The organism is Burkholderia sp. BE17, from assembly GCF_009362305.1.
GTDB classification, from domain to species: domain Bacteria; phylum Pseudomonadota; class Gammaproteobacteria; order Burkholderiales; family Burkholderiaceae; genus Burkholderia; species Burkholderia pyrrocinia_C.
Map to the genome: position 1 here is coordinate 242,315 of NZ_WHNU01000001.1, position 16,750 is coordinate 259,064.

At 65.4% G+C, this 16,750-nt stretch carries 16 protein-coding genes; 4 read left to right on the forward strand and 12 right to left on the reverse strand.

Annotation, left to right across the window (positions count from 1 at the left end):
* The first annotated feature begins 11 nt into the window (after positions 1–11).
* On the forward strand, positions 12–1,514 hold the full coding sequence (locus GD429_RS01060) for an HDOD domain-containing protein (protein WP_152855305.1): 1,503 nt from the start codon (positions 12–14) through the stop codon (positions 1,512–1,514).
* Positions 1,515–1,613: 99 nt separating this feature from the next.
* On the opposite strand, the gene GD429_RS01065 is transcribed toward GD429_RS01060, so the two are convergent.
* The 7 genes from GD429_RS01065 to GD429_RS01100 all read right to left on the reverse strand — a co-directional run bounded on the left by GD429_RS01065 (position 1,614) and on the right by GD429_RS01100 (position 10,005).
* On the reverse strand, positions 1,614–2,408 hold the full coding sequence (locus GD429_RS01065; protein WP_152855306.1) for an ABC transporter substrate-binding protein: 795 nt from the start codon (positions 2,406–2,408) through the stop codon (positions 1,614–1,616).
* A gap of 361 nt (positions 2,409–2,769) precedes the next feature.
* A complete protein-coding gene (astE, locus tag GD429_RS01075; RefSeq protein ID WP_193727038.1) occupies positions 2,770–3,813 on the reverse strand; it encodes a succinylglutamate desuccinylase in 1,044 nt (347 codons plus the stop codon).
* Positions 3,814–3,820: 7 nt separating this feature from the next.
* Complete coding sequence (gene astB / locus GD429_RS01080; protein ID WP_152855308.1) at positions 3,821–5,161, reverse strand: N-succinylarginine dihydrolase; 1,341 nt, start codon at positions 5,159–5,161, stop codon at positions 3,821–3,823.
* Between the two features lie 14 nt (positions 5,162–5,175).
* The gene (gene astD / locus GD429_RS01085; protein ID WP_152855309.1) at positions 5,176–6,639 is read right to left on the reverse strand and encodes a succinylglutamate-semialdehyde dehydrogenase; all 1,464 of its coding nucleotides are present in this window, start codon (positions 6,637–6,639) and stop codon (positions 5,176–5,178) included.
* A 7-nt stretch (positions 6,640–6,646) separates the two neighbouring features.
* Positions 6,647–7,693, reverse strand: coding sequence for an arginine N-succinyltransferase (astA, locus tag GD429_RS01090; protein ID WP_152855310.1), 1,047 nt, complete (start codon positions 7,691–7,693; stop codon positions 6,647–6,649).
* Positions 7,690–8,742, reverse strand: a complete 1,053-nt coding sequence (gene aruF / locus GD429_RS01095; RefSeq protein WP_152855311.1) for an arginine/ornithine succinyltransferase subunit alpha — start codon at positions 8,740–8,742, stop codon at positions 7,690–7,692. Before aruF ends, astA begins: the two co-directional genes overlap by 4 nt.
* 30 nt (positions 8,743–8,772) lie before the next feature.
* Positions 8,773–10,005 carry an aspartate aminotransferase family protein gene (locus tag GD429_RS01100; RefSeq protein ID WP_152855312.1) on the reverse strand — a complete coding sequence of 411 codons (1,233 nt, stop codon included), beginning with the start codon at positions 10,003–10,005 and terminating at the stop codon, positions 8,773–8,775.
* 732 nt (positions 10,006–10,737) lie between these two features.
* On the opposite strand from GD429_RS01100, the gene GD429_RS01110 reads away from it, so the two are divergent.
* The 3 genes from GD429_RS01110 to GD429_RS01120 are packed head-to-tail and all read left to right on the forward strand — an operon-like array spanning position 10,738 to position 12,261.
* Entirely contained in the window at positions 10,738–11,319 is a 582-nt protein-coding gene (locus tag GD429_RS01110) for a PAAR domain-containing protein (protein WP_152855504.1), read from the forward strand.
* Positions 11,312–11,929, forward strand: coding sequence for a type VI secretion system amidase effector protein Tae4 (locus tag GD429_RS01115; protein ID WP_152855313.1), 618 nt, complete (start codon positions 11,312–11,314; stop codon positions 11,927–11,929). The genes GD429_RS01110 and GD429_RS01115 overlap by 8 nt, the downstream gene beginning before the upstream one ends.
* On the forward strand, positions 11,926–12,261 hold the full coding sequence (locus GD429_RS01120; protein ID WP_152855314.1) for a hypothetical protein: 336 nt from the start codon (positions 11,926–11,928) through the stop codon (positions 12,259–12,261). The genes GD429_RS01115 and GD429_RS01120 overlap by 4 nt, the downstream gene beginning before the upstream one ends.
* Before the next feature lie 377 nt (positions 12,262–12,638).
* Here the strand turns inward: GD429_RS01120 and GD429_RS01130 are convergent, their stop codons facing one another.
* From GD429_RS01130 to GD429_RS01150, 5 genes are all read right to left on the reverse strand, one after another.
* Positions 12,639–13,679 carry a GlxA family transcriptional regulator gene (locus tag GD429_RS01130; RefSeq protein WP_321574322.1) on the reverse strand — a complete coding sequence of 347 codons (1,041 nt, stop codon included), beginning with the start codon at positions 13,677–13,679 and terminating at the stop codon, positions 12,639–12,641.
* 22 nt (positions 13,680–13,701) lie between these two features.
* The gene (locus tag GD429_RS01135) at positions 13,702–14,496 is read right to left on the reverse strand and encodes an ABC transporter ATP-binding protein (protein ID WP_096472842.1); all 795 of its coding nucleotides are present in this window, start codon (positions 14,494–14,496) and stop codon (positions 13,702–13,704) included.
* Between the two features lie 21 nt (positions 14,497–14,517).
* Positions 14,518–15,231, reverse strand: coding sequence for an ABC transporter permease (locus tag GD429_RS01140; RefSeq protein WP_065500422.1), 714 nt, complete (start codon positions 15,229–15,231; stop codon positions 14,518–14,520).
* Positions 15,228–15,917 carry an ABC transporter permease gene (locus tag GD429_RS01145; RefSeq protein ID WP_006488734.1) on the reverse strand — a complete coding sequence of 230 codons (690 nt, stop codon included), beginning with the start codon at positions 15,915–15,917 and terminating at the stop codon, positions 15,228–15,230. Before GD429_RS01145 ends, GD429_RS01140 begins: the two co-directional genes overlap by 4 nt.
* A 269-nt stretch (positions 15,918–16,186) precedes the next feature.
* Positions 16,187–16,744: a hypothetical protein gene (locus GD429_RS01150; protein WP_129514101.1), complete on the reverse strand. Its 558-nt coding sequence runs from the start codon at positions 16,742–16,744 to the stop codon at positions 16,187–16,189.
* Positions 16,745–16,750: the final 6 nt, after the last annotated feature.

The window sequence follows — 16,750 nt, forward strand, 5'->3', positions numbered from 1 at the left end:
GACAGATCCGTATGTCAACCACCGAATACCTGCCCCGCACCGCGTTGCTCGACAAGCTGTGGGCCCGGATGAACGAACGGGGCGACTTCCCGCTGCTGTCGGAATCGCTGCGCGCGACGATGGCCGCGATGAAGAACGACGATCTCGACTTCACCGCGCTCGTGCGCGTCGTGCTGTCGGATTTCGCGCTCACGCAGAAAGTGCTGCGGCTCGCGAATTCCGCGATGTACATGGCGTTCGGCGGCAACATCACGACCGTCACCCGCGCACTGATGGTGCTCGGCCTCGACGCGGTCGGCCATCTGGTCGTCGGGCTGAAGCTCGTCGACCATTTTCACCACAGCACGCCGCGGCGCATCGACGCGAAGCTCGAACTGAACCGTGCGCTGCTGTCGGGCTGCGTCGCACGCAAGCTCACCGAGCACGCCGAGCTGCGCGGGGGCGAGGAAGCCGTCGTCTGCACGCTGATGCGCCAGGTCGGCAAGCTGCTGGTGGTCTGCTATCTCGACAGCGAATGGGACCGGATCCGCCGGCGCGCGGCCGAGCTGAACGGCGACGAAGCGGCCGCGTGCGTCGACGTGCTCGGCGTCGGCTTCGACGAGGTCGGGCTCGAAGCGGCCGCGCGCTGGCGGCTGCCCGACGTGATCCGCGCGGGCATGGCCAACGACGACAGCCATGCGGCCCGCGCCGACGCGTTCGACGACGAATACGACGACCGCAACGCGGGCCATGCGGCCGATGACGGCCCGGCCGACCGCGTACGCTGGCTGCGCGCGGTGAGCCGCTGCTCGACCGACGTCGCGAGCGCGCTGGCGATGCCCGCGAGCCCGCAGCGCGACGCGCGCATTGCAACGCTCGCGCAGCACTACGGCGCGGAGCTCGACATGGAGTCCGACGCGCTCGTCGAGATCGCCGACCGGCTCGCGCGCGAGGAAGCGAGCGACACCGTGATGCGCGAGATCGTCGAGCTGCGCGCGAATGCCGATGCGATCGCGCGCGCGCAGGCCGAGCCCGAGGCATGCATCGAAGCGGGCCTCGCGGACCTGCGCGCGCTGCCGTCCGAGCATGTGCTGACGCAGGTGCTCGCGCTCGCGTCGGAAAGCCTGCTGGCCGGCCTCGCGTTCACGCGCACCGTGATGTTCGTGCGTCACGACGACGGCACGTTCGCCGCGCGCCTCGGCTTCGGCCCCGGCGTCGATACGGCGCTCGACCGGCTGCGCTTCGACGAACGCTTCGAGCCGGACGTGTTTCATCTCGCGATCACGAATTCGGTCGGCATCTTCATCGAGCAGGCGCAGGACCCGAAGATGCTCAAGCGCCTGCCCGCGTGGTATCTGGACGCGCTCGACGACACGCGCGCGTTCGTGCTGCTGCCGGTGCGCGTCGGCACGACGACCGTCGCGCTGCTATACGGCGACTGGGCCGGTGCGCAGCCCGCGCGCAAGATCACGCAGCAGGAGATGAGCGTGCTCAACGAACTCGCGCGCGAACTGGGCCGGTTCTTCCCCGCATAACACGGGGCCGGCCGGCTCGCCCCGCCGTTTCCCGCCTCCAAAAGCAAACCGGCCGCATGAGCGGCCGGCTTGCTTGCATCGTGCGATCGAACGAAACGCTTACTTGAGCGTCACGGGCACGCTGAAGTACTTCTTCGCGAGATTGTCGATCGTGCCGTCGGCCTTCAGTTCCTTCAGCGCCTGGTCGAGCGCGGTCTTCAGCGCCGCGTCGTTCTTGCGCAGGCCGAAGCCGACGCCCGAGCCGAGGATCTCGGCGTCGCTGACCGTGCCGCCCGCGAACCCGAAGCCCTGGCCCTGCGGCTTCGTCAGGAAGCCCTTCGAACCGGCTTCCGAATCCTGGAACGTCGCGTCGAGGCGGCCCGACTTCAGGTCGGCATACGCCAGGTCCTGCGTCTGGTACGGCACGACCTCGACGCCGGCCGGCGCCCACTTCTTCTTCGCGTACGCTTCCTGGATCGTGCCCTGCAGCACGCCGACGCGCTTGCCCTTCAGCGATTGCGGGGTCGGCAGCAGGCCGCTGCCCTGCTTCGCGATCAGCTGGTTCGGGATCGTGTAGATCGGATCGGTGAACGCGATCGCGTGCTTGCGCTGGTCGGTGATCGTCATGTCCGAGTTGATCGCGTCGAACTTGCGCGCCTGCAGCGCGGGGATCAGGCCGTCGAAGTCGTTCTCGACCCACACGCACTTCGTCTTCAGCTTCGCGCACACCGCGTTGCCGATATCGATGTCGAAGCCGGTCAGCTTGCCGTCGGGCGTCTTGTATTCGAACGGTGCGTACGAGGCCTCGACGCCGAACCGGATCTCCTTCTGATCCGCGGCAAACGCGCTGCCTGCCGCCACGACCGATGCCGCCACCACCGCATGCGCGGCCACTTTACGCCAATCCAACTTCATCAGGTGCTCTCCTCGATACTCGAATGTTCCGGAACTACGGGCGCTTGCATCATTGCAGGGCCAGATGGCCGCGACAATATCGATGCCGCGCCGTGATGCGGCGCAACAGCCGCAAGGCCGCGATTGTACCAATCCGTGCGGCCCGGTATGGCAAAGCGGCGGTCGGCGCGCGATGCTGCGGTGCGTGCGCGGCGCCGGCCGGGCCGGCCGCCGAACTTGCAAGACGATGTCGCAAATATGCAAGGCCGGGGGCCGCCCGCCGACCGCTCCCGGCATGCAGGCGATGACGAGATACCGACAGCTTGCTTGTCAGGCGCGGGCCGCATGCCGGCGCGGCCGCGCAATCGGTCGGGGCACGCGCTCAGACGAGCGCCGCGATCGTCTCGCGCGTCGTGTCGACGACGAGCAGGCCCGCGCGCAGGCCCGGCTTCACGGTCGGGTTCGGAAACACGATCCGTTCCTCGTCGTGCGTCACCGTGTAGCGGTAATCGCCGTCCTGCGCGAGCACCGTGCCGCGCGCGAACGCGGTGAAGTTCGCGACGTCGGCCGCGACGAACAGCTCGAGCGCGTCGCTCTGCTTCGTGATCTGGTCGATCACGGTGAATACGCGCGGCAACGCGGCCCCTGCGCCGCCCCGCGGATAGCCGCCCCGCGCACCCGATACGAGTCGACGCACCGCCAGGTCGGCCGGCGCGAAGCGCGTCAGGTCGTTCTGGCCGAACGGCCGCACCTTGCCGAGCTCCAGCGTGCAGGCGAGCGCGCCGCAGTGCTCGGCCGTGAAATGCGAATACGTATTGCCCTTCGCCGTATGCAGCAGCACGGCCGCGATACGTGCGTCGCCCAGCCATTCGACCATCGCGCGCGTCGGCGGCGTGCCCGTATGCGGCAGCAGCGCGAACTGCTCGAACACCGACGCGCGGATCGCCGTATGCATGTCGATGTGCCAGCGCACCCCGCCCGCCGGCGCCGCCGCGAAGAACGCGGCAGCGGCCGCTTCGAGCTGCACGGCGCGCGGCGCCTCGCGGCTCGCGGGCACCTGCGCGTGACGACCGCTGAACAGGCGGTTCAGGTCGTCGTCGAGATAACGTTCGCCGGCACGCATCGCCGGCACGTTGCCGAGCACAACCAGCAGCCGGCACGCGAGCGGCAGCGCGCCCGATGCGAGATCGCGCACGAGCATCGACAGCAGTTCGATCGGCGCCGTCTCGTCGCCGTGCACACCGGCCGACACGAGCACGCTCGCGCTCGCCGCGCCGTCAGCCGCGGCCGGTTCGAGCGCGAGCAGCCCGTCGCCGAGCCATAACCAGCGCACTGCGCCGCCCGCACAGGCGCCGTTCGTCACGGCCGGCACGGTGCCGGCCAGCGTGAACGCGAGAAAGTCGTCGAGCGGCACGGCGGCGGACATCGGTACCTCAGCGCTGGAAGTCATACAGCGAACCGACGCGCAGGATCTGCGTGAGCTCGTCGAGCGCCGTGCGCGATTCGTCGAGCAGCGCCGGATCGGCGAGGTCTTCCGGTGCGAGGCGATCGCGATAGTGCTTGTCGATCCACGCGTCGAGCGACGCGAACAGCGTGTCGTTGATCCACACGTTCGACGTGACGGCCGCGCGCTCCGCTTCGTTCAGCACGACGCGCAGGCGCAGGCAGGCAGGGCCGCCGCCGTTCTTCATGCTTTCGCGCAGGTCGAACACGAGCACGTCGTGGATCGGGCCGTTGCCGGCCGCGAGACGGTCGAGATACGCCGCGACGTTCGCGTTCTCGCGGCATTCCTGCGGCACGACGAGCACTTGCGAGCCGTCCGCGCGCGACAGCAGCTGGCTGTTGAACAGGTACGACGTCACCGCGTCGTTCACGCTCACGGCCGCGTCGGGCACTTCGATCACGTTCAGGCGCGCACCGCGTGCGTCGAGCGCGGCGGTCAGCGTGTCGTAGATCGCCTGCTTGTTGACGAACGCGCGCTCGTGCGTGAACAGCGTGTCGCGGTTGCCGACCGAGATCACGTCGTTGTGGAACACGCCCGCGTCGATCACGTCCGGATCCTGCTGCGCATAGACCGTCGCCTCTTCGGCGAGCCCGTGGCGATGCGCGACCGCGCGGCTCGCCTCGAAGGTCTGGCGCGCCGGAAAGCGCTTCGGCTCGGGGCCGCGGCGGTATTCCGCACGGCCGTATACGAAGAACTCGATGCCCGGCTTGCCGTATTCGGCGCAAAAGCGCGTGTGGTTCGCCGCGCCTTCGTCACCAAGCGCCGGCGTGCCCGTCAGCGCTTCGTGCACCGCGAAGTGCGCGGGGTCCGCAAACAGCGTCGACAGCGTGCGGCGCGTCGCTTCGTGCTCGATCGCGCGATGCAGCTTGCTGCACAGGTTCGCCGGCGTGAAATGCACGCGGCCGTCGCTCGTGTCGGCCGACGGGCTGACGGTGGCCGCGTTCGCGGTCCACATCGCCGACGCCGAACTCGCCGCGGCGAGCAGCTCGGGCGCCTGCTTCGCCGCCTTCGCGATCACATCCGCGTCCTTGCCCGAAAAGCCGAGCTCGCGCAGCAGGCGCAGCGACGGCCGCTCCTGCGGCGGCAGCACGCCTTGCGCGAAGCCCAGATCCGCGAGCTGCTTCATCTTGCGCAGCCCCTGCTTCGCGGCGGCCTTCGGGTTCGCGGCCGACTTCTCGTTGTTGAGCGACGCCACGTTGCCGAACGACAGCCCGGCGTAGTTGTGGGTCGGGCCGACGAGCCCGTCGAAATTGGCTTCTTGTGCGTTCATCGTCGTTCCCTCGATCAGAAATGCAGGCCCGGCGACAGGCTCGCGGGCAAGGTCAGTTGCGTGCTTTCCACCGACGCCATCGGATACGCGCAATAGTCGGCCGCGTAGTACGCGCTCGGGCGATGGTTGCCCGAGCGGCCCGTACCGCCGAACGGCGCGGCGGACGATGCACCGTTGGTCGGCCGGTTCCAGTTGACGATCCCGGCGCGGATCGTGCGGCGGAAGTGTTCCCATGCCTTCTCGTCGTCGGCCAGCAGGCCGGCGGACAGGCCGAACGCCGTGTCGTTCGCGCGCTCGATCGCTTCGTCGAACGTCGCGTAGCGGACGATCTGCGCGAGCGGGCCGAAATGCTCTTCGTCAGGCAGGTTCGCGACGCCCGTCACGTCGACGATCGCGGCATTCACGAAGCCGAGGCGCGGATCGCGCTGCGTCATCGCGACGATCGGCTTCGCGCCCTGCTCGACCAGGCGCGACTGCGCGTCGACCAGCTTTGCCGCCGCGCGCGCCGAGATCACCGCACCCATGAACGGCTGCGGATCGGCGTCGAACACGTCGGCCGTGATCTTCGACGTGACGTCGGCGAAGCGCGCGAGGAAGCGGTCGCCGAACGCGCCCTGCGGCACGAAGATGCGGCGCGCGCACGTGCAGCGCTGGCCGGCCGACAGGAACGCCGACTGGATCGTGTGATGCACGGCCGCGTCGATGTCCTCGACTTCGCCGATCACGAGCGGGTTGTTGCCGCCCATCTCGAGCGCGAGCACGATCTCCGGACGGCCGCCGAACTGCCTGTGCAGCAGCGTGCCGGTGTCCGAGCTGCCCGTGAAGAACAGCCCGTCGATCTGCCGATGGTTCGCAAGCGCGATGCCCGTGTCCTTCTCGCCCTGCACGAGGTTCAGCACGCCGGCCGGCAGCCCGGCTTCCTTCCACACTTCGACAGTCGCGCGCGCGACGCCCGGTGCAAGCTCCGACGGCTTGAACACGACCGTGTTGCCGGCGATCAGCGCGGGCACGATATGGCCGTTCGGCAAGTGGCCGGGAAAGTTGTACGGGCCGAATACCGCGACGACGCCGTGCGGGCGGTGGCGCAGCACCGCGACGCCGTCGGCCATGTCCTGGCGCTTCTCGCCCGTGCGTTCCTGGTAGGCCTGGATCGAGATGCCGACCTTCGCTGCCATCGACGCGACTTCGGTGCGCGCTTCCCACAGCGGCTTGCCCGTCTCGCGGCCGATCGCGGTCGCGATCGCTTCCTTGCGTTCGTTGAGCAATGCCGCGAAGCGCTTCACGATCGCGCAGCGCGCTTCGAAGTCGAGCGCCGACCAGCCGGCGAACGCGCGGCGCGCGCTCGCGACCGCGCGGTCGACGTCGGCGGCCGACGCGCTTTCGCCCTGCCATGCGATCTCGTCGGTGCCCGGGTTGCGCGAAGCGAAGACGGGGCCCGAGCCTGCGACCCAGGCGCCGTCGATGAAGAGTTCCGTCATGATTCGTTTATCCCTGTTTGACTTTGAGCGGCAGCACGCGGACCGGATCGCCGGCCTTCACGTCGAGCGCGACGGCATCGTCGGCGGACAGCACGAACGCGCCGTTCGCGACCACGCCCGGCGCGACGCCGACGCGGAAATCGGTGAGCGACGTGTTCGACACGAGCGACGTCGGCGGACGGTCGCCCTGCGCATCATCGCGTGCATTGGGCACGCCGATCGCGACCGGTACGACGACGCTTTCACGCACCGTGCGCAGGTCGTTCACGTGGCATTCGAGCACGGGGCCCGCGTCGAAGATGTCGACGTGGTTCTGGTAACGAAGCCCTTCCGCCTCGAGCATCTTGCGGGCCGGCAGCGTGTCGCGGTGCGTGAGGCCGACCGCATCCTGCGCGTCCTGCGGCAGCAGGTCGACATACACCGGGTAGCGCGGCATCAGTTCCGCGAGGAACGACTTGCGCCCGTGCGAGCTCAGGTAGTCGGCCGCGTTGAAATCGATCTGGTAGAAGTGCGAACCGACTGCGCGCCAGAACGGCGACGTGCCGTCTTCGTCGAAGTGGCCGCGCAGTTCCGCGCAGATGCGTTCCGGGAAGCGCTCGCGGAACTGCGCGATGAACATGAAGCGCGAGCGCGACAGCAGGCCGCCGACGCCGCCCGTGCGATAGCGCGGGCTCAGGAACAGCGAACACACTTCCGCGTAGCCCGTCAGGTCGTGCGAGATGTTCAGCGCGGACATCCGCGTCCACACGCCGAGCTCCTGGCTCGCATGCACGACCGTGCTCACGCGATAGTTGTAGAACGGCTGCTCGAGGCCGACCTGCGATTCGATTCCGCACACGCCCGCGATGTCGCCCGTCTTCGAGTCTTCCATCACGAAGAAGTAGCCGGCCTCGCCGGGCGCGGCCTCGCCCGCCAGCGTGCGGCGCGTGCGCTCGATGCGCGCGGCGAGCGCGTCGCGGTCGGGCTTGAACGTGGTCAGGCCCGGCCCGGTTTCCTTCGCGAGCGACACGAGTGCGTCGACGTCGCCCGTTTGTACGACCCGAACGACGATCATGCTGCGTCTCCCTTCAAATCTTCATCGTCGCGGCGGTGCAGCGGCACGCAGCGCACGACATCGCCATCCTTCACACCGAGCGCCGCGCGTACGTCGCCAGCCAGCGGCGCGTCACCCTCATCGCCCGGCAGGTCGGCCAGCACGCAGCGGAACGATTCGCCGCTGCCCGTCGACACCATGTACGCGACATCGCCTTGCTGATGCGCGGCCTCGCGCACGATGCGCTCCGCGCCGTGCTTCACGCATGCGGTACGGTCGACCTGCGCGGTCAGCACCGGGCCCGCGTCGAAGATGTCGACGAAGCGGTCGGGTTCGAAGCCTTCCTCGAGATGGATGTCGTACGCGAGCAGCGCCGTCTCGTTCGGCTCGCCGAGCACGCGCTGCGCGGCTTCCGGCAGCAGCGGCACGTAGATCGGATAGGCCGGCATCACCTCCGCGATGAACGTGCGGCTGCGGCCGCCCGACGCGATGTCGACGTCGGTGAAGTCGCGGCCGAAGAACTTGCGGCCCACCGCTTCCCAGAACGGCGATGCGCCGTTGCCGTCGCTGACGCCGAGCAGCAGCGTGAACACTTCGGGCGTGAAGCGGCGGCGGTTCGCGGCGATGTACATCATCCGGGCGCGCGAGATCAGGTGCGCGGCCGCGTCGCCGCGCAGCGACGGATCGACGTAGAAGCCGGCGAGCCGGCTCTTGCCGGTCAGCTCGTGCGACATCGTGAGCGCGTGGATCTTGCGGTTCACGTGCAGCTCGCGCGACGCGTGGATCAGTGCGTCGTTGCGGAACGCGTAGAACGGCTCCGAGTAGCCGGCCGCGGCCACGATGCTCGCCGTGCCGAGCAGCTTGCCCGTCGACGAATCCTCGAGCACGAAGAGGTAGAACTCCTCGCCGGCGAAGTCGACGTCCGCGCGAAACGAATCCTCGGAGAGCGCCACGCGCGCTTCCAGCGCCGCGCGGTCGTGCGGCAGCGAGTGCAGGACCGGCTGCGCGGTGCGCGCCATGTGCGCGAGCGCATCGAGATCCGTGAGTTTGCCGGGGCGAACAAATAGCATCGTCGTTCCTGTCTGCGATGGGTGCGCCGATCAGCGCGCGGTGGCTTCCTGTGCGGCGAGCACTTGTTCGACCGCCTTCTCGAAGCGCTTGACGCCTTCGTCGAGCAGGTCGAACGGGATCACCAGCGACGGGACGAAGCGCAGCACGTTCGGGCCGGCGATCAGCATGATCAGGCCGTTCTCGGCTGCCGCGTTGACGAAGTCCTTCGCGCGGCCGTCGAACGCGGCGGTGAGTTCCGCGCCGACGAGCAGGCCCTTGCCGCGGATGTCCTTGAAGATGCCGAAGCGCGCGTTGATGCGTTCGAGCGCGCCCTTCAGGCGCACGCTGCGTTCGCGCACGCCTTCGAGCAGCGCCGGGTCGCCGATCAGTTCGACGACCTTGTCGGCGATCGCCGATGCGAGCGGGTTGCCGCCGTACGTCGTGCCGTGCACGCCGACCTTGAAGTGCGCAGCCAGTTCGTTCGTCGTCAGCATCGCGCCGATCGGGAAGCCGTTGCCGAGCGCCTTCGCGGTCGTCAGGATGTCCGGCGTGACGCCCGTGTCCATGTATGCATAGAACTGGCCCGTGCGGCCGACGCCCGTTTGCACTTCGTCGAAAATCAGCAGTGCGTTGTTGGCTTCGCACGCTTCACGCAGCGCCTTCAGGAACGCCGGATCGGCCGGGATCACGCCGCCTTCGCCCTGCACGGGCTCGACGATCACCGCGCAGGTTTGCGGGCCGATCGCCGCCTTCGCGGCTTCGATGTCGTTGTACGGCAGGTGCTTGATGCCGGCCGGCACGGGGCCGAAGCCTTCCGAGTACTTCGGCTGGCCGCCGACGCTGACCGTGAAGAACGTGCGGCCGTGGAACGACTGCACGAACGAGATGATTTCGAATTTGTCGGCGCCGTGGCGATCGAATGCGACGCGGCGTGCGAGCTTCAGTGCGGCTTCGTTCGCTTCCGCGCCCGAGTTCGCGAAGAATGCGCGGTCGGCGAAGGTCAGCGATTCGAGACGCTTCGCGAGGCGCAGCACCGGCTCGTTCGTGTAGCCGTTGCCGATGTGCCAGAGCTTGCGGCCTTGCTCGTCCAGCACCTTCAGCAGTTCCGGGTGGCCGTGGCCGAGCGACGTCACCGCGATGCCGCACGCGAAATCCACGTACTCGCGGCCGTCCGTGTCCCACACGCGGGAGCCCTCTGCGCGATCCGGCACGAACGGGGCGGGGGAAAATACCGGCACCATCACTTCGTCGAATGTCTGGCGGGTCACGGTCGAGGTCGTCATGGTCGTTCCTTTCGGTTTCGTAAGAGGGTTCAACAGGATCAAGTTTAGGTAAGGGTGACGCAAGCGTCTTGCGGAATTGCGACGGGTTCTATCGGAAGCCCCTTTTTCTCCTGCTATTTTGCCCTTCTAGGGCGGGGGCTGTGGGATTTGGTGTCAGGGTGTTTTTTGGGGGTCGCTTGGGGCGTCGTGAAGCACCTGCGATCGTGTCGGTCTATTAGCGTCGCCCCTGCGCGGGGCGGCGGTTACTTTTCTTTGTCTTGCCAAAGAAAAGTAACCAAAAGAAAGGCGCTCGGAAAACGCATGACTTCCCGGTGCCGTGGTCGCCGGAGTGGATCGCACCTAAGTGTCCGCGCCAGTCAGGAAACCAGAGTGGTTCGAGCAATGGTTACGACACCACTCACCACCCAACAGAGCGGTATACCGCCCGCTAGCTCCATCCTCGCTACGCTCGGCAGCAAGGTACGCATCCCTCAAGCAGGGCCGTCGGGCAATCAGTTCCGGAAATCAAGGCTCGCACGCGACACCACGAAATCGATGCACAAGCAGCCTGTCGCTCTCACCGCCAACACGAATGACGCGGCCAGCACATTGCTTGATGTGGCGGGGCAGACGAGCACCAGTCGGCAAATCATGCACACGACGCGATCACACCATCTCAAGCACCTCGGACAATATCGAGATGCGCACTTGCGCCGTGCCGATACGATTGTGACTTTCCGAGAGGGCCAAACGATGAATAGAAGAATTGCTGTTGTGGGCGACAGCCTTTCAAGCGGCGGAACAATTAACCCATACAGCGGACCACCGTTCCTGGTCCGTGGGCATCAAGCAGCCTTGATTGGCGGTCGTGCGTTCTGCATCGCATGTCAAAGCACCGGCATCATTGCAAAGGCAGGCGGGCCATATCGACTCAAGTTTCAAGGAGAAGTCGCGCTAGACCGCGATATTGTCCTGTGCGGCTGCTCGACTCCGCCGAGCATCATTGCTTTGCTTGCCGGTGAAGCATGGTGTGATGATGGGCTAAAGGGTCTTGGGGAGATCGTTTCGAGCCGAACGATAACGGGCCACGGCGTGTCGATCAAGAAAGGCGCATTTGATGAGCAGGTCGAAGCGAAGACTAGCGGCAGCGCTGCCCAGGGGCCGGAGGGTTACCCCTACTACATCGAGACGGCAGACGGCCGCGTCCATTCCGGCGTGCTCGATGCGAGCGGCGCGCTACCGCGCGTCCACACCGGTGACGGATCCGGAGACTACACCGTCTATTGGGGAGACGAAGCAATTGCAAAAAAGCTCACCGGGGTAAGCCATGCCTAATCCTCCCACGAAGGTCCGCACGAATGACACACCAAAATCAAAGAAATCTGTACAGCTTCAAGCGCTGTCCTTTCAAGAGCTTTGGAACGCGTACCCGAAGAAAGACCCCTACGACGACCCCACTGGCGAATATGAGAATCAATGCGCCATTCGCTTGAGCGTCACGTTTCACGGCATCGGAAGCGACATGAAGTCGTTTTCGCAAAATGTGTTGAAGCCGATGCCGGGGAAGAAAACGCTAGGCCGTCTGATACTTGGTGGCAAATCGACTGCGACGCGCGCGTACGAGCTGGCTGAATGGTTAAAGCTGCGTCCATTCCCGGGGCTTGGCAAACCTGAAAACATCACCGGCCCGGACTGGCAAGACAAGGTAAAAAACCGAACCGGTATCATCTACTTTTTCGGCTACTGGCGACAGGATGGCGACTCAGCCGACGTACTAAGCGGCGGTCATATCGACCTGTGGAACAAGGACGCGCTTACGCCATCCGTCGTGAGTTTCTTACGCTTCCGCATTGGCATGTCGCGATTCCGAAACCCACTGACAAACAACAACTGGTTCTCCGACCTTGCCAATTCGAAAGAAATCCTTTTCTGGGAAGTGAAATGAAACGTATGGCGCTCGCTGTACTGGGGTTCGTATGGGGCTTGCTCGTCACATGGGTGACCATCTATGCCCTCAATCACATCCATTGGCCCGAGGTGAAATCACATGCGACAGGTTGCAACGACATGGAACACTGCACATCGCATGCGAAGTTCCTGTGGGGCATGTTCGCCATGCTGTTATGGCCCGCTGTCTCATGCGCGATATTAAATGCGGTAGCGTATAAACGATGGTCGGGACGTCGCTGGGGCGAAGTGTTTTTCGTTGTAACGTTGCTCGCCACGCTGTTCTATTGCAAGCCATACGTCGCACCCTACTTAGGTCTTGCCGGCTAACCCCTATCGCTGCTCTTGGGGATCGGACGTGCGCCGTCGCGGTCCATTTGTCGCACGCCTCCTGGCAAGGTCACCGCAGACACCATCACCGCGACTTGAAGCACCTTAGCTAGCGGGCGGTATACCGCTCTGTTGGGTGGTGAGTGGTGTCGTAACCATTGCTCGAACCACTCTGGTTTCCTGACTGGCGCGGACACTTAGGTGCGATCCACTCCGGCGACCACGGCACCGGGAAGTCATGCGTTTTCCGAGCGCCTTTCTTTTGGTTACTTTTCTTTGGCAAGACAAAGAAAAGTAACCGCCGCCCCGCGCAGGGGCGACGCTAATAGACCGACACGATCGCAGGTGCTTCACGAAAACCGCATGCAACCCACGAATCAATCCTTCCCCCCACCCCGCTCGACCAACGCGCCCCCGCGGGGCTCACTCCCGGTCTGCTTTTCGAGCCACGCTCGCCGATCCTCCCGAGGCGTAACCCCGAACCTCTCCCGATAGGCATTAGAAAAATGCGCAGCAGAAGAAAACCCACAGGCGAGACTAACCTGCACGACCGATTTGCTCGTGCGCTGCAACTGTGTCCTTGCCTTGAGCAGCCGCAAATTGAGGTAATACTTCGAGGGCATCGCCCCAAGATACTGCCGAAACAACCGCTCTAACTGTCGGCGCGAAACGCCGACCAATTCGGCGATCTCATCGGTAGTCAAAGGATCCTCGACATTGGCTTCCATCAACTGCAACGCATCATTCAACCGAGGATGCCGCTCGCCGGGCGCGGTAACGAAAGGAATCCGCTGACGCTCCTCGCCACTCCGCAAAGTCCCCGCACCAAGCGCATCGGCAATCCGCTCGCCGAGATCGGGCCCATGTTCCCGGCCGATCATGGCCAGCATGAAATCCACGGTAGCCTGCCCGCCCGCGCACGTCGCGCGATCCCGATCGATCTCGAAGATCTGCTGCGTGACGATCGACCGCTCGAACTGCTCGGCGAACTGCTGGTACGTCTCCCAATTCACGCTCACGCGATAACCGGAAAGCTGCCCGGCCATCGCGAGCCACCACACGCCGTGATGAATGCCGGTAACGAGCGGCGTACGCTGCCCGACGCGCGCGAGACTCGCGAGAAACAGCCGATAGTCGGCAAACTGCTGAAACCGCTCGGTCACGACGATCAGCCAGTCGCACGCGATCGCATCGTTGAACGCCGCATCGGCATGCCACTGCGCACCGCCCGCGAGCGGCACGGGCCGCCCGTCCCACGAACATACCTGCCAGCGATACAGCAGCCGGCCGTCGATCTCGTTCGCAAGATTCAGCGCATCGACGATCGGACCCACGCCCGACATCGACACGGGCGGCAATGCAACGATCGCCACCTGCGTCGTGCGGGTGGCGCCTGCGGGACGAGACACCGGTACCACGTATGAAACCCGCCCTGTCGCGTTACTTGAGGCTGCCCGACAGGAACTGCTTCAGCCGCTCGCTCTGCGGGCGCACCAGCACCTCCTTCGGATCGCCCTCTTCCTCGGTCCGCCCCTGATGCAGGAACATCACGTGGTTCGACACGTTGCGCGCGAAACCCATCTCGTGCGTGACGACGATCATTGTGCGGCCTTCCTCGGCGAGCTTCTGCATCACCTTCAGCACTTCGCCCACCAGCTCCGGGTCGAGCGCCGACGTCGGCTCGTCGAACAGCATCACGTCCGGATGCATCGCTAGCGCACGCGCAATCGCAACGCGCTGCTGCTGGCCGCCCGACAGGTGCGACGGATATTGCTTCTCGACGCGCGGCGCGAGGCCGACCTTCTCCAGGTATTCGCGCGCACGCTCCTCGGCTTCCTTCTTCGAAATGCCGAGCACGTGCACGGGCGCTTCCATCACGTTCTCGAGCACGTTCATGTGCGCCCACAGATTGAAGTGCTGGAACACCATCGCGAGCTTCGTACGGATGCGCTGAAGCTGCTTGTGATCGGCGACTTCGAGCGCACCGGCGCGGTCGGTCTTCGTGCGGACGGTCTCGCCGTCGACGACGATCTGCCCCGCATTCGGCCGCTCGAGGAAATTGATGCAGCGCAGGAACGTGCTCTTGCCCGAGCCGCTCGCGCCGATGATGCTGATGACGTCACCGGCCTTCGCGTTCAGCGACACGCCCTTGAGCACCTCGTTGTCGCCATAGCGCTTGTGGATGTCGAGCGCCGCAAGCTTGGTGGCAGCGCTCGTTTGAGTGATCTCGGCCAACTGGCTCTCCTCGAAGTGAATTCAATGACGGGCGGCCGCGAGATACGCAAGCCAGTGGCGCTCGGCGCGGCGAAACGCCGCGACGAGTGCGAACGATACCGCAAGATAGATCAGCGCGGCGATTCCGAACGACTGGAACGCCATGTAGGTCGCGGAATTCGCATCGCGCGCGACCTTCAGGATGTCGGGCACGGTCGCCGTGAACGCGACGGTCGTCGCGTGCAGCATCAGGATCACCTCGTTGCTGTACAGCGGCAGCGCGCGACGCAGCGCCGACGGCAGGATCACGCGGCGGTACATCGTGAACGGCGTCATCCCGTACGCCCGCGCAGCCTCGACCTCGCCGTGCGGTATCGCGCGGATCGCCCCCGCGAAGATCTCGGTCGTGTACGCGCAGGTGTTCAGCGCGAACGCGAGAATCGCGCAGTTGAAGCCGCTGCGGAAAAACGCGTCGAGCAGCGAGTGCGAACGCACGAACTCGAGGCTGTACATGCCCGTGTACATCAGCAGCAACTGCACGTAGAGCGGCGTGCCGCGGAACACGTACGTGTAGAACCGCACGGGCATCGACACCCACTTCTTCTTCGACACGCGCGCGACCGCGAGCGGCACCGCGCACACGAAGCCGAGCGAAATCGATGCGACGAGCAGCCACAGCGTCACCGCAAGGCCGGAGAGGCGCTGGCCGTCCCAGAAAAGGAACGCCTTGCCGAATTCCTGGAGGATCTCGATCATAGTTCTGCGTGCCGCACGCCCATGGAATAACGCTTCTCGAGCTGGATCAGCACGAGGTTGGAAACGGTCGTGATCGCGAGGTAGATCAGCGCCGCGACGAGGATGAAGAAGAACATGTTGAACGTGCTCTTGCCGGCGTCCTGCGCGGCCTTCACGACGTCCGCGAGACCGATGATCGACACCAGCGCGGTCGCCTTCACGAGCACCTGCCAGTTGTTCCCGATGCCGGGCAGCGCGAAGCGCATCATCTGCGGAAACATGATCCGCGCGAACACGCGCGCGCCGCTCATCCCGTACGCGGCACCGGCTTCGAGCTGGCCGCGCGGCACCGACAGGAACGCACCGCGAAACGTCTCGGTGAAGTACGCGCCGTAGATGAAGCCGAGCGTCAGCACGCCGGCCACGAACGGATCGATGTCGATCTGGTTCCAGCCGACGAGGTCGGTGAACTGGTTCAGCCAGATCTGGATGCTGTAGAACAGCAGCAGCATCAGCACAAGATCGGGCACCGAGCGGATCAGCGTCGTATAACCGGTCGCGATCGCTCGCAGCACCCGGTTGTGCGACAGCTTCGCCACCGCGCCGATCAGCCCCAGCGCCACCGCAGTGGCGAGCGACAGCACCGACAGCTCGATGGTCTGCACGGTGCCGGCCCATAGGACAGGACCAAAGCCGTAAAGGAACACGCGCGTCTCCAGAGTTGGAATGGATGCCGACGCGAATGCCTGTCCCGCGCCGGGCTGACGCGGATAGTCGCAAGCGAAATTGATTGTCTCAAATCACCTGGCATGCGATTGCTGCATCGCAGCAACCCGCCCCACCGTTTGCGACCCGGCCTACGCCGCTGTTTCAAAAGGAAAAAAGCCGCTTCCTGACAGTCGGATGACACGCAGGGAAGCGGACTTTTTGCAATTTTCCGGTCGCTTTTTCGATATAGCGCCGAACGCGGGCCGACTCACCGCCCCTTCAGGATATCGGAGCGCGAAGTCGTATAGACAAGCCCGTCCGGGCCGAAATGGACATTGAAGAACGCATCGGTGTTGACGCCGTCCTCGAGCCAGCGCCAGCTCCAGACCGTCTCGGGCTTCAGCGGATACTGCGCGATGTCGCCGGGCTTGCCGAGCAGGCGCCGCACCTCGTCCTCGTTCATCCCGGGGCGCACCTTCGCGAAATTCTCGGCGGTCAGCACCTGCGTCGCGCCCGTGTAGCGGCCGTTCGCATCGAGATCGACGAACCACGTCTGGTTACCCATCGGGCCGCGCGGATACTCGAGACGCTTCGAGCCGTCGGTGAACTCGCGCTCGGTCTCGGGCTTGCCCATCGTGCCGCGCACGTCGGCCTCGGTCGATTCGCCGACCTTCAACCCCTTCAGCAGCAGCGGCGCGGGCTTGATCGCGTTGAAGAAGTCCCTGATACGTTGCACGTCGAGGTTACCTTGCTTGTCGTCGCAGCCGGTCAGCGCCAGCGCGGCGGCCAGCATCGTCAAGGGAAGCAGCCGGAAACGGAAAATCATCGGAAG